8 protein-coding genes are annotated in these 14,150 nt (G+C 42.6%); 7 read left to right on the forward strand and 1 reads right to left on the reverse strand.

All coding sequences use genetic code 11. The features are described 5' to 3' along the window. Positions 1-45: 45 nt before the first annotated feature. Positions 46-1,836 (reverse strand): ABC transporter ATP-binding protein, encoded by a 1,791-nt coding sequence (locus HC752_RS07655; RefSeq protein WP_190334548.1) that lies wholly within the window; start codon positions 1,834-1,836, stop codon positions 46-48. Positions 1,837-1,909: 73 nt separating this feature from the next. On the opposite strand from HC752_RS07655, the gene HC752_RS07660 reads away from it, so the two are divergent. The 7 genes from HC752_RS07660 (at position 1,910) to HC752_RS07690 (ending at position 14,108) form a co-directional block, all read left to right on the forward strand. Beyond that, entirely contained in the window at positions 1,910-2,383 is a 474-nt protein-coding gene (locus tag HC752_RS07660) for a GAF domain-containing protein (protein ID WP_190334549.1), read from the forward strand. A 102-nt stretch (positions 2,384-2,485) separates the two neighbouring features. Further along, positions 2,486-3,106: an RNA chaperone ProQ gene (gene proQ, locus HC752_RS07665; protein WP_190334550.1), complete on the forward strand. Its 621-nt coding sequence runs from the start codon at positions 2,486-2,488 to the stop codon at positions 3,104-3,106. Positions 3,107-3,123: 17 nt separating this feature from the next. After that, positions 3,124-5,127, forward strand: a complete 2,004-nt coding sequence (gene prc / locus HC752_RS07670; protein ID WP_190334551.1) for a carboxy terminal-processing peptidase — start codon at positions 3,124-3,126, stop codon at positions 5,125-5,127. A 118-nt stretch (positions 5,128-5,245) separates the two neighbouring features. Beyond that, positions 5,246-5,908 carry a hypothetical protein gene (locus tag HC752_RS07675; protein ID WP_190334552.1) on the forward strand — a complete coding sequence of 221 codons (663 nt, stop codon included), beginning with the start codon at positions 5,246-5,248 and terminating at the stop codon, positions 5,906-5,908. A 276-nt stretch (positions 5,909-6,184) separates the two neighbouring features. After that, positions 6,185-8,791, forward strand: coding sequence for an aminopeptidase N (pepN, locus tag HC752_RS07680; protein ID WP_190334553.1), 2,607 nt, complete (start codon positions 6,185-6,187; stop codon positions 8,789-8,791). A gap of 58 nt (positions 8,792-8,849) precedes the next feature. Continuing rightward, positions 8,850-9,068, forward strand: coding sequence for a DUF2835 domain-containing protein (locus HC752_RS07685; protein WP_190334554.1), 219 nt, complete (start codon positions 8,850-8,852; stop codon positions 9,066-9,068). Between the two features lie 198 nt (positions 9,069-9,266). After that, positions 9,267-14,108 (forward strand): NAD-glutamate dehydrogenase, encoded by a 4,842-nt coding sequence (locus tag HC752_RS07690; RefSeq protein WP_190334555.1) that lies wholly within the window; start codon positions 9,267-9,269, stop codon positions 14,106-14,108. Positions 14,109-14,150: the final 42 nt, after the last annotated feature.

A 14,150-nucleotide genomic window follows, 5' to 3' on the forward strand; every position in this document is an offset into this window, starting at 1 on the left:
CACACACCAACAAATCATATTTTAAAGATGGTTTTTGTGACAATGTCACGCGCTCGTTTGAACGCTACCGTAAAGTGTTTGATAAAGCCCATCTTGTTGAACCAATTCAATATGTGTCCCCGCTTGTGTGACTTGACCATCTTCTAAAACATAGATGAGATCAGCTTGTTTTACGGCAGAAAGCCGATGCGCAACGATTAAGGTTGTTCTACCAGCTAGAAATTGATTCAGTGCCGTATGCAAAGCCGATTCCGTTGCCGTATCAAGTGCCGATGTTGCTTCGTCCAAAATCACAAATTTTGGATCGCTTAGAACCATTCGTGCAATGGCCAAGCGTTGTCTTTGTCCACCTGACAATCGAACACCTTGCCTGCCTATTTGTGTTTCTAGCCCGTCAGTAAGCTGCTCGGTGACATCTTGCAGTTGTGCTACTTCGAGCGCTTTCCAAAGCTGTGAATCACTATATTCCGTTCCTAAGGTGAGATTATGCCTTAAGCTGTCGTTAAAAAGTATAGGTTGCTGTAATACCACAGCAATGTGTTTGCGAATCAGCTCGAAGCCAATTTCGTCTGTGGTGTGCCCATTAAAGGTGATTTTCCCTGATTTTGCTCTGTATACGCCGATAAGAAGCTGGATAAGCGTTGATTTCCCACCACCACTAGCCCCAACAAGGGCGACTTTTTTACCGTTAGGGATGTGTAATGAGAGGTTATTGAGTACGGTTTTTTCGTCGTTGTATGAAAAAGTGACATTCTGAATACCTACATCGACACTTTTATTTACGGTAAACGGATCCGCTTTTCCCCCCGTTCGTGCCTCTTCTTCCAAATTAAGCAGCGAGTTAATACGTTTGAGTGCCGCTTTGGCGCTGTACCAAGAAAATTGGATGCCCAATAATTCTTGTACAGGAGTAAGCATGAACCATAAGTAACCAAACACCGCGAAGATCTGCCCGATGGTTAAATCACTGAATAGCACCATCAGCATTGCAACCGCCCTAAATAACTCAAAGCCCAGTAAGAAGAGTAAAAAGGATATACGTCCTGCTGCTTCCGATTGCCATGCGTATTTATCAGCATCTAAGCGAATGTCATTGGCTTGGTCTTTCAATTGATTTAGGAAAACACTTTCCTTGTTGGCTGCTCGTAAATGATAAATGCCGTCTAATGTTTCTATCAGCCTGTTTTGAAACTTTTCAAAAGACTGGTTTTCGCGCTTTTTTAGTAGTTTGACTTTACTGCCAAGCTTTCTAGAAAAGTAAATAACTATTGGGTTGACCAATAAAATAAACAACCCTAATCGCCAATCTAACCAAAGCAAAATACCTGCCGTACCAATTACGGTGAGTAGGCTGATAATGAATTTACTTAGAGTCGAGCCAATGAATTGGTCGATGGTTTCAATGTCGGTAATAAGGTGCGCGTTTATGCCACCGCTCCCTCGTGTTTCGTATTGAGCGATACTGATTCGACCTAGTTTGTCGATCATGATCTCACGCATTTTACAGGTAAGGGTTTTAGAGACCAAAGTGAACTGTCGGCTTTGCAAGATATTGAGCGCTTGTGACACGCAACGCATGATAATAACAAGCATAAGTGTTAGACCAATATAGCCAACAGGGGTTTGCCATGTTGATGGTAATAATCGATTCATGGCATCAAGACCACCAGCGGGTTGATTCATGAGAACTTCGTCCACCATCAACGGCATAATCAGTGGAATAGGGACACTGATTAAAGTTGCGCCTATCGCGATTAAGTTAGCGACCATCAAGCGCTTTTTGTGTTTTTTTGCTTGTGTTAATAGCCATGAACGGCTAATAGTGTTTTCACTCATAACGAATTTTTTACAAATGCTAAGTTTCTTATTGACGAGGCATTGTACGTACATCCCTAGGAAAAAGAAGAAAATGATTGAAAAGCCATACCAGACGTTAACGAAGCAAGCACAAGCAATCATTGAAGGGGAGCCGGATTTAATTGCGAATTTGTCTAACCTAAGTGCGCTTTTGAATATGGAGTTGACGAAAATCAATTGGGTAGGCTTTTATTTGATGAAAGATAATGAATTGGTTCTTGGGCCATTTCAAGGTAAGCCCGCTTGTGTCAGGATTCCCGTGGGACGTGGAGTATGTGGAACGGCCGTCGAAACCGATATCGTTCAGCGAATTGAAAATGTCCATGATTTTGAGGGGCATATTGCTTGTGATGCGGAGAGTAACTCAGAAATTGTTATCCCGTTTCGTATAAACGGAGAGATTGCAGGAGTGCTCGATATCGACAGTCCTGAAATTGGTCGATTTGACCAAAATGACGAGAATGGTTTGACCTTCTTGATGAAGGAAGTGGAAAAGCTGTTCAATTCCCACGCGAACAACGATTAATTTACAACTTGGTTGTGGTTTTTCCTAAGCATGTCACTATAATAGCGAAAATATTTATATGAACGCTTTGCGGGTAAAAGGCCGCAACAACCAGGAATCCTCATGGAAAACACTGAAAAGTTAAAAAACAGCAAAGAAGTCATTGCATACATTGCTGAATGTTTCCCTAAGTGCTTTACCTTAGAAGGTGAAGCTAAACCATTAAAAATTGGTATTTTTCAAGATTTAGCAGATCGTCTGAGCGATGATCCAAAAGTGAGCAAGACTCAGTTACGTGCTGCATTAAGACAATATACGTCCTCTTGGCGCTACCTACATGGCGCAAAACTTGGCGCCATTCGTGTGGACTTGGACGGAAATGAAGCGGGCGAGCTTGAAGAAGAGCATATTGAACATGCCAAAACTGCATTAGCAGAAAGCAAGGCCAGAGTTCAGGCTCGTCGTAAAGAAAAAGCACGAGAAGAAGGTAAAACAAAAACGAAGACCACTAAGCCTCAAGTTCGTAAATCGAAACCTAAAGCACAAAACACTCAAAATAATAAAGCAGCAGCACCTACGCGTCCATTGAATGACGATGACATGATCATTGGCAATGCAGTGAACGTAAACATGGGCAAAGGGAATATGGCTGCTACAATTATAGAAATTAACAAGGATGATGTGCGGGTGCAGCTTAATAACGGTCTGCAAATGGTCGTAAAAGCGGAGCACTTACGCGCTTAAAGGAGAAATTCCTACGCATGAAATGCCGTTCTAAATTGACTGCGATCACTGCCAGCTTGATGCTGGCAGCATCAGCTCAGGCCCTCGAAGCCAAACTTTCCAAAGCCGATTTGCCACTTCTAGCTCCTGAACCCCAACATATTACAGCGAGCAAACGAGTGACGTCCCGATTAACTCGTTCACATTATCGAACTTTCAATCTCAATGATGAATTTTCCCAAGCGATATTTAATCGTTATCTGGAAATGTTGGACTACAACAAGAATATTTTTACCCAGAGCGACATCAATTCATTTGCAGACTGGTCAGTTCAGATCGATGATGAATTGAAGTCTGGCAGTAACAAAATTGCCTTCAAACTTTATAACCTCGCAAATGAAAAACGCTTTGAGCGGTTTTCTTACGCCCTGACCCTACTAGACGAAGAAATAAAATTCGATATTGAAGAGTCAATGGTGGTTGATCGTTCTGATGCAGAATGGCCTAAAAACCAAAGCGAAGTTAACGAGCTTTGGCGCAAACGAGTTAAGTACGACGCTCTTAGTTTAAAACTAACAGGTAATGAATGGTCTGAAATTAAAGATATACTTGAAAAGCGTTATAACAACGCAATGAGGCGTCTTTCTCAGACCAAAAGTGAAGATGTTTTCCAGCTTTACATGAATGCTTTTGCACGAGAAGTGGATCCACACACCAGTTATCTATCCCCCAGAAATGCTGAACAGTTCCAGTCTGAAATGAATTTGTCTCTAGAAGGGATAGGCGCGGTTCTTCAAATGACGGAAGACTATACTGTGATTCGCTCTTTGGTTGCTGGTGGTCCTGCGTCAAAAAGTAAGCGATTATCTGAAGGCGATCGGATTATTGGCGTTGCTCAAGATAAGAGCGCCATGGTTGACGTGATCGGATGGCGATTAGATGACGTTGTACAGCTTATCAAAGGTCCTAAGGGGACAAAAGTTCGATTACAGATTCTTCCTGAAGAGAAAGGCGCCAAAAGTTACACCGTAACAATTGTGCGCGAGAAGATTCGCTTGGAAGATAGAGCGGTTAAGTCTGAGATACACGAGAAAAATGGAAAGAAAATTGGTGTACTTGAAGTCCCAAGTTTCTATGTTGGCCTTTCGAAGGATACAGACAAACTTATCACTGAGCTAAAAGAAGAGGACGTTGATGGAATTGTTGTCGATCTTCGCAACAATGGTGGTGGTGCCTTAACTGAGGCGACTGCACTTTCAGGATTGTTCATTAAAAGCGGTCCAATTGTTCAGATTCGTGACAGTTATGGTCGTATCGAACAGAATAGCGACACAGATGGCAAGGTAAGTTATGAAGGTCCAGTAACTATTTTGGTCAATCGCTACAGTGCATCTGCATCAGAGATTTTTGCCGCAGCACTCCAAGATTATGGTCGAGCTGTCATTGTAGGTGAAAACTCATTTGGTAAGGGCACGGTTCAGCAACACAGAAGCTTGAATCATATATACGATTTGTTCGAAAAGGAACTTGGGTATGTGCAATATACTATTCAAAAGTTCTATCGCATCAATGGTGACAGTACACAAAATAAAGGTGTGATTCCGGATATTCAATTCCCAACCGCCATTGAGCCTGAAGAGACAGGTGAAAGTGTTGAAGATAACGCATTACCTTGGGATCAAATCAAGCGTGCGCAATACAGTGAGTTAGATGATAAATCTAAACTTATTAAAGAGTTGACTACTCTTCACAAAAATCGGATTGCTCAAGATACAGAGTTTTCATTTATCAATGAGGATATTGCTGAATATAAAGCAAATAAAGACGATAACTCTATTTCTTTAAATAGGTCAGCACGCAGCATCAAGCAAGATAGGTTCGAAAATAAGCGAATGGAGCGTATCAAACAGCGTCAGAAAATTCAGGGTGTACCTGCTTTTAGAACTTTAAAAGAGGTTCCAAAGGATTATGAGGATCCTGATGCCTATTTAGAAGAGGCCGTTGCAATAACGGTAGATATCGTAGATAAATCAAAATCTTAAAATGAAAGCGAGCCTAGTGCTCGCTTTTTTAATGTCAAAAATTAATGTGATGTAGATCTGAATTTTTGGGTCTATAGCCAATTCACTTCTAAGCTTAAAGAAAAGCGAGGTGGAAGTGATGAGGTTATTACTATTAATTTTTACCTGTTTTTTGCTTGGTTCGACCCATGCCGAGGTTAAGCAAAAAGCTGAAATAGCGCAATTTAATTATCCGTTTCTACTAGGGGATTGGTATCTGTTCAATCCGGATCCAGCAAGCTCATCTGAAGACTTCCTAGCCATAAGGCTCACATTAGAGTCGGACTACGTATTCACCATTGAAATTCAGAAGAAAGATAATTCTGTCGATTATTGGCAAGGCAGCTATGAAGCTGATGAGTCAACTTTGGTACTTGGAAAGGATTCCGAAACGCCCCAAGTTTACCACTACAACAACAACCACAATCAGCTCAATTTGAATGGTATTGTTTTCCAAAAAGCATTACCCACTGCGTTGATTGGGAGTTGGACAAGTGAATCACTTTCTGGTGATGATATATTGGCCAGCGATGTTAGTCAGATGGATTTAGTGCTTCAAGCCGACTTTGTGTTCTATTTCCGGGTGGTTTCCGGTAATGGTAATGAAGCAACTCATGAAGGCATCTATATTGTAGAAGGGGATCATCTTGTGCTTATGTACAGTGATGGAGAACAGGATTCACACTACACTTTGATCGACAACCAGCTCACCCTTGATAGCCAGACATCTGATATGTACGCGGTACTCAATCGTGTAGAGTAGCTTCATCCATCGGCTAGCTGAACCGGAATAGCATTGTATACTGTTCCGGTCTCATTTTTTGAGACTCATTAATTTATGTTATACCCCTCATTCACATTGTCGTATGATAATTTTGACGAAGTACAAGCTATTGTGCGCTATATTCTCAGTCAAATAATCTGAACCCTTTCCGAGTTGGCTCATTTCACATATTCAGCAGAAAATCCCATTTTTTGCTTGTGAACAATTGGCTATATTAGGCAAACGCTACTGGCAGATATAAAAGGAAATTTCAATATGGCTCAAAGCCCTCAAGCAAAATATCGTAAAGACTATCAGTCTCCTGACTTTACTATCACTCACGTAGACCTGACTTTCGATTTGCACGATACAGCGAGCATTATCACGGCTGTATCAACAGTGAAAAAACTAAAGGAGAGTACAACGCTGTTTCTTGATGGTGATGAGTTAGCGCTACTTGCTGTAAAAGTTGATGATGAAGATTGGACTGACTACCAAGAAGTGGAGGGTGGTCTAGAAATCAGAGGGTTAACTAAAGATTTCGAATTAACCATTCAAACACAAGTTAACCCTTCGACCAACACGGCGTTGGAAGGGTTATACAAATCGGGAGATGGCTTTTGCACCCAGTGTGAAGCAGAGGGATTTCGTCGAATTACTTACTACATGGATCGCCCTGATGTATTGGCGATTTTTACAACGACAGTTATCGCAGAAGAATCTAAGAATACCTTTCTACTAAGCAACGGTAACCGCGTTGATGAGGGTAAGCTTGAAAATGGTCGTCATTGGGTGAAATGGAATGATCCACACCCGAAACCTGCTTACCTATTTGCTGTCGTCGCGGGTGATTTTGACGTACTGCGTGATAAATACGTAACGGCATCTGGTCGAAAGGTCGATTTAGAAATTTATGTCGATAGAGGAAATCTTGATCGTGCACCGTTTGCAATGACGTCATTGATTAATTCAATGAAATGGGATGAAGAGCGATTTGGTCTAGAATATGACCTCGATATTTATATGATCGTAGCCGTTGATTTCTTCAACATGGGGGCGATGGAAAATAAAGGGCTTAATGTATTTAATTCTAAATACGTACTTGCAAACAGTGAAACTGCGACAGATGACGATTATCTCGGTATTGAAGCGGTTATTGGACATGAATATTTCCACAACTGGACTGGCAACCGAGTCACTTGTCGAGATTGGTTCCAATTAAGCCTAAAAGAAGGTCTAACGGTATTCCGTGATCAAGAATTCTCTTCGGATCTTGGTTCTCGTGCCGTAAACCGAATTAATAACGTAAGAGTCATTCGCGGACCACAGTTTGCGGAAGATGCCAGCCCAATGTCTCATCCTATCCGTCCAGATAAAGTGATAGAAATGAATAACTTCTATACCCTAACGGTATACGAAAAGGGGAGTGAAGTTATACGAATGATGCATACGCTTCTTGGTGAAGAAAAATTCCAGCAAGGTATGAAGCTTTATTTTGAACGCCATGATGGTACAGCGGCAACATGTGAAGACTTTGTATCAGCGATGGAAGACGCTTCTGGAGTTGACTTGAAACACTTCCGTTTATGGTATAGCCAATCAGGCACACCAACGGTTGAAGCGACAACCGAATTCGATCAAGAGGCGAGTACATTTTCGCTAACATTGAAACAGCAAACGCCGCCAACCCTTGAACAATCAGAGAAGCAAGCGCTGCATATTCCATTTGACGTCGAGCTGTATGCACAGAATGGTCGCGTTATTGAGTTACGGTGTAACTCTGAAAAAGTCAGCAATGTCCTTGATTTTACCCAAGATGAACAAACTTTTGTTTTCGAAAATGTTACTGAGCGTCCAATCATTTCTATGCTTCGTGAGTTTTCGGCGCCTGTTAAATTGAGCTATGAGTATTCAGATGAAGATTTGAAGTTTTTAATGGTAAACGCTCGTAATGATTTTGCTCGATGGGATGCCGGACAACTGCTTCTTGCTAAACACATTAAGCTAAATATTGCGCGTAAACAAAACAAAGAAAGTTTCGAGCTTCCGAAAGGGGTGATTGATGCGTTCAGAGGGGTATTGCTTGATGCTAACTTGGAACCTGCATTTATTGCAGAAGCGCTGAAAGTGCCAAGTGAAGTTGAAATAGCAGGGTGGTTTAAACCCGCAGACGTCGATGCAATTCGTTTTGTGAGAGAGTCGATTCGCCAAACATTTGCTCTTGAATTAGTGGATGAATTCAGTGCGACGTTCCACAGTAATAAACAGTCAGAGTATGTTGTTGAGCATGATGCCATTGGCAAGCGTTCGCTTAGAAATGTTTGCTTGGCATATTTAGCGTTAACGGACCAAGGGGATAACATTGTAAGGTCCGTTTACCGTGAAGCGAACAACATGACCGATACCATGGCGGCTCTGACGGCTGCAAACCTAGCACAATTGCCGTGTCGTTCAGAGTTAATGGCAAGCTTTAGTGATAAATGGAGCCATGATGGCTTGGTTATGGATAAGTGGTTTGCGCTTCAGGGGACTAACCCAGCAAGCAATGCTCTCGATATCATTCGTGAAACGATGTCTCATGCTGCATTTGATCTTAAAAACCCTAACCGAACTCGTAACCTAATTGGCACTTTCTTTGGTGGAAACCCAGTAAACTTCCACAATATAGATGGTCGTGGTTATGCCTTTGCCGGAGAGATCCTAGTCCAAATGAATGAATGTAACCCGCAAGTTGCTTCTCGTTTGATTGACCCTCTTCTTAAGTACCGAAATTACGATGAAAGTCGACAGGCGATGATGCGTCAAGAGTTAGAAAAACTGTCCAATCTCGACAATCTGGTCAAAGATCTCTATGAAAAAGTAACAAAAGCGTTAGAATCTTAAAAAAGGCTGACTAGCGAATGAAGATAAGTGGCAGTTTTTACTGCCACTTTTGTTACCCATGAATCAATACTACTTTTCTCTCAATATTACCTATCAAGAATTTCTCAGCCACTATTCAGGAGTGGCGAGCACAGTCATTGTCTGCACAGACCAAGGTTTAAAAATTCAATTACCTGCATCTCGTTTCAGACCCTTTCTTAGTCAAATTGGTGTAAAAGGGCGTTTTAGGCTAACAACTGACCAGAATAATAAATTTCTAAAGTTGGAAGTTCTGTGAACGTGTGAGTTTTCAGAGGTTTAAATAGGTACCTTAATCACAGATTCAAACTTTTTTCCCCATCCTCCCGTAATTCATTTAACCTTTTATCAATATTGCTTTTACAATATAGATAAGCCTGTTTTTCTAGTCAGGTTAAGGCATTACCAAGTTGCATTAAGCAGCACCCTACAAAAATTCTAAGATTGGAGTGTTAATATGGCCGCGCGAGAAAATGTTGTGCCGGTTCTTCTTGAAAAAGTGTACAAACTGATTCAAGACAAACTCGAGCTTGCCCACCAACCTTTAGTAACAAAACTTGCTCAGCATTTGTTTAGTACCATTGGTCAGGAAGACCTTGTACAAAGAAACGAGTCGGATCTCTATGGTGCTGTTGTCAGCTTATGGCATCACATCAGCGAGAAACAACCCAATGAAATATCAGTAAGAGTATTTAACCCTACGGTAAGCCGACATGGATGGAAGTCTACCCACACGATCGTTGAAATCGTGGTACCTGATAGCCCCTTCCTCGTGGACTCGGTAAAGATGGCGCTTATGCGTCTGGATCTATCCAGCCACCTAATGCTCCATGGCCCCTCCCGAATCGCCCGCGATAAGAACAATAAAATCACAAGCGTAAGCGGAAAATCTGGCGACGACCTATCGCTTTTCCATATCGAAGTCGACATGTTGGCGGATAAAGCCAAAATGTCGAATTTGAAAAACGAGATCGTATCCATTTTAACGGATACAGGGTTGGTTGTTTCTGACTGGAAGCCAATGGTTGCCAAGTTAAAGCAGGTGATCAAAGAAATTGAAGATCAGCGTGTCTCTCTCCCGTTGGAAAAGGAACGTGTTGATGAAACCATTGCATTTCTTAAGTGGTTAGGGGAACACAACTTTACCTTCATGGGGTATAAAGAATATGACTTGGTTGCAGTTGAAGGTGATCATGAGCTTCGTCCGACAGCCGAAAAAGGCTTAGGTATTTTCTCGGTAGCAAGCCGAGTCCGAAGTGTCAAGCTATCCGAGCTAGCGGATTCTGCTCGCTTGGAAGCCAAAAAACCTTACTTACTGATTGTGACTAAAGGTAATACCGCATCACACATTCACCGCCCAGCTTATACCGATTACATTGGCATTAAGAAAATAGGTAAGAATGGTAAGGTGATTGGAGAGCATCGTTTCACTGGTCTTTACACCTCAACAGTTTATAACCAGAGTGTATCCAGTATTCCGCTGATTCGTGATAAAGCAAATCGCATTCTTGAGTCCAGTGGTTATACGAAAGGTGCATACTCTTACAAAGCATTGCACAATATTCTAGAAAACTTCCCTCGAGATGAGTTGCTTCAAGCGACGGAAAAAGAATTGCTTCAAGTTGGTTCTGGTGTTGTTCAAATGCAAGACCGAGATCTGCTTCGTTTGTTCGTTCGTAAAGACCCATTTGGTCGTTTCTTCAGTTGCATGGTGTATGTAACCAAAGAGCGTTATAACACTCAATTACGTCGTCAAACTCAGCGAATACTTGGCGATTATCTCAATTCCAATCAGGAAGTGGAATTTACCACCTTCTTCTCGGAAAGCCCATTGGCGAGAACTCATTACATTGTCCATGTGAAAAACAACAACATTGATGTAGATGTTAAAGAAATAGAGCAAAACCTTATGGAAGTATCTTCCTCTTGGGATGACCGACTACAAGAAGCGATCATTGCTAACCTTGGTGAAAGTACGGGTTTACCGTTATCGAAAGAATACCTTCGTGCTTTCCCTCGATCTTACAAAGAGGCGATGATGCCGGGTTCGGCTGTTGCAGACATTGAACGATTAGAAGCGCTTAAAGACGCGGAAGATCTGGGCATGCTTTTCTACCGACCTCAGGAGGAGCACCACGATTCGAAAGCCGTACACCTAAAATTGTACCATCGTGAGCAACCGATTCATTTGTCGGATGTACTCCCTATGTTGGAAAATTTGGGTTTGCGTGTCATTGGTGAAGCACCATACGAAGTGAGAAAGTCCAACGGCGTAACGTATTGGATCCTTGATTTCTCGATGCTGTTGGGTGCGACTGTATCGGTGGACTTACGTGAAGCGCAAGAGCGTTTCCAACATGCTTTCGCTGATATATGGTCGGGCAAGTTAGAGAGCGACGGGTTTAACCGGTTAGTGCTTGGTGCGGGTCTATCGGGACGTGAAGTCACGATACTTCGAAGTTACGCTCGATATATGCGTCAGGTTGGTTTCCCATTCAGTCAAAATTACATTGAAGAAACGTTATCGCATCATCCCGACATTGCGAAAGGATTGGTCGATCTATTTAGCAAACGTTTTGATCCTAAATTTAAAGGTGTAAAAAAGAGTCAGACAGATTTGGTCAATAAGATCAAAGAGCAATTAGAGGCAGTAGAAAGCCTCGATGATGATCGTATTATTCGCCGATACACCGATATGATTCTTGCCACACTTCGCACGAATTACTACCAGCTTGCACAAGACGGTCAGCCAAAGCCTTGGTTGGCGTTGAAACTCAAACCAACAGACATCCCTGAGATTCCTCAACCTGTGCCAGCGTTTGAAATTTTCGTTTACGCACCTGATATTGAGGGTGTCCATTTGCGAGGGGGCAAAGTTGCTCGTGGGGGCCTTCGCTGGTCCGATCGACAAGAAGATTTCCGTACAGAAATTTTGGGCTTGGTAAAAGCGCAGCAAGTTAAGAACACCGTTATTGTGCCAGTAGGGGCGAAAGGTGGCTTTGTTTGTAAGCGTCAACCGAATTTGACCACTCGTGATGAGATCTTAGCGGAAGGTCAACGTTGCTATAAGCAATTCATTCGCGCGTTGCTCGATGTTTCCGACAATATTGTGGACGGTAATATCTCTCATCCAGAGAACGTGGTACGCCATGACGAAGATGATGCGTACTTGGTCGTCGCGGCTGATAAGGGCACAGCAACATTCTCGGATCTTGCAAACTCAGTGGCTGATGAATACAACTTCTGGCTTGGGGATGCATTTGCTTCTGGTGGTTCTAATGGGTATGACCACAAAGCAATGGGCATCACTGCAAAAGGTGGTTGGGAGTCGGTGAAACGCCATTTCCGTGAAATGGGCGTGAATTGTCAAACCACAGACTTTACCTGTATTGCTGTCGGAGATATGGCCGGTGACGTATTCGGTAACGGGATGCTGCTTTCTAAACACATTCGATTGCAAGCCGCGTTCAACCACTTACACATTTTTATCGATCCAACACCAGATTCCGCCAAGAGCTGGAAAGAGCGTGATCGCTTATTCAAATTGCCGGGGTCAAGTTGGGAAGACTATGATGCGAAGTTGATTTCTAAGGGAGGGGGGATTTTCTCTCGTCGCGCGAAGTCGATCGACTTGACGCCAGAGATCCAAAAGATGCTCGGTACCAGAAAAAGCTCTATGGCACCCAATGATTTGATCAAAACGATCTTGCATATGGAAGTCGATTTGTTCTGGAATGGTGGTATTGGGACATACGTTAAAGCGTCTACCGAAACACACACTGACGTGGGTGACCGCGCTAATGATGCATTGCGCATCGACGGCAAAGACATGAGAGCCAAAGTGGTTGGTGAAGGCGGTAATTTGGGTATGACCCAGCTAGGTCGTATTGAATACGCGTTGCGTGGTGGTCGAGTCAATACCGATTTTGTTGATAACGTGGGTGGCGTTGATTGTTCAGATAACGAAGTGAACATTAAGATCTTCCTGAATAGCTTGGTTGCAAATGGTGATCTGACGGTTAAACAAAGAAATCTTATTCTGGATAAGATGGAAGATGAAGTGGGTGAAATCGTTCTAAAAGATGCCTACTGGCAATCTGAATCTATTTCAGTGAGTGAGCAACAAGGGTCTTCTTTGGTGAAAGAGCAAATTCGCTTTATTCATACAATGGAGCGTTCGGGGTATTTGGATCGTGTTTTAGAATACATTCCTGATGACGAAACATTACTAGAACGTGAAAAGAAAGGGCAGGCGTTGACACGTCCAGAACTTTCTGTACTGGTTGCATACGGTAAAATGGTGCTGAAAGAACAGTTGGTGAACGATGAAATCACAAATGATGCATTTCACGCTCAACAATTGGTCAATTATTTCCCATCAGAGTTACGCCGTAACTATATGTCACAAATGAACACGCACCCTCTACGAGCAGAAATTATTGCCACATGCCTTGCAAACCAAATGGTTAACGAGATGGGCTGTAATTTCGTCACCCGTATGCAAGAAGAAACGGGTGCGACCGTTGTCGATATCGCAAATGCTTACTCTGCTGCTCGCGAGATCTTTGAGCTTGGTGGAATTATGAAGCAAATTCGAAGTTTCGATAACTCCGCTACGACGAGTGCTCAATATGATCTTATGTACTTTATCCGACGGATTCTGCGTCGACTAAGTCGTTGGCTGTTGAGAAATCGTTCAAATAAGTCAACCGTCAATGAGCTTGTTGCTCTTTATCACGATGATGTACAAGCGGTAATGAAAGATCTAGATAACCTATTGGTTAAAGACGAAGTTCAGGAGCATAACGATCTCGCCGATCTTTGGATCGAACAGGGCATTGAGCGGCCAGTTGCGAATTACGTAGCTCGATTGTCGAGTCTGTATTCTGCACTGGATATATCTTCAGTCGCTCGTGAAGAAGGTAAAACGGTGAAAGAAGCGGCTAAGATGTACTTCACATTAGGTGATCGTTTGTCTTTGCATTGGTTCCTTAAACAAATCAATCATCAAGCTGTAGAAAATAACTGGCAAGCCCTTGCTAGAGCGTCATTCAGAGAAGATCTTGATTGGCAGCAGCGGGCGCTTACGGCACAGGTTCTTCACTGTTATTGCAGTGAAGGTAAGATGAATGTAGACAAAGCATTAGACGACTGGATTGACAATAATCGCTCTTCTTTGGTTCGTTGGGAAAACATCCTTAACGAGTTTAAAGTGGGTTCAGTCCATGAATTTGCTAAATTTTCGGTCGCTCTGAGAGAATTAACCTTATTAAATTTGAATTGTGCTTCAAATGAGTAAATAATACAGCCCCGTTTAACGGGGCTTTTTTCTTTCGGAGGC

The organism is Vibrio sp. S9_S30 (genome assembly GCF_014694455.1).
In the GTDB taxonomy this organism is placed as follows: Bacteria; Pseudomonadota; Gammaproteobacteria; order Enterobacterales; family Vibrionaceae; genus Vibrio.

Coding starts and splice junctions, on each gene's coding strand:
- HC752_RS07655 (WP_190334548.1), bottom strand. CDS start 1,836: ATGAGTGAAAACACTATTAGCCGTTCATGGCTATTAACACAAGCAAAA.
- HC752_RS07660 (WP_190334549.1), top strand. CDS start 1,910: ATGATTGAAAAGCCATACCAGACGTTAACGAAGCAAGCACAAGCAATC.
- proQ (WP_190334550.1), top strand. CDS start 2,486: ATGGAAAACACTGAAAAGTTAAAAAACAGCAAAGAAGTCATTGCATAC.
- prc (WP_190334551.1), top strand. CDS start 3,124: ATGAAATGCCGTTCTAAATTGACTGCGATCACTGCCAGCTTGATGCTG.
- HC752_RS07675 (WP_190334552.1), top strand. CDS start 5,246: ATGAGGTTATTACTATTAATTTTTACCTGTTTTTTGCTTGGTTCGACC.
- pepN (WP_190334553.1), top strand. CDS start 6,185: ATGGCTCAAAGCCCTCAAGCAAAATATCGTAAAGACTATCAGTCTCCT.
- HC752_RS07685 (WP_190334554.1), top strand. CDS start 8,850: ATGAATCAATACTACTTTTCTCTCAATATTACCTATCAAGAATTTCTC.
- HC752_RS07690 (WP_190334555.1), top strand. CDS start 9,267: ATGGCCGCGCGAGAAAATGTTGTGCCGGTTCTTCTTGAAAAAGTGTAC.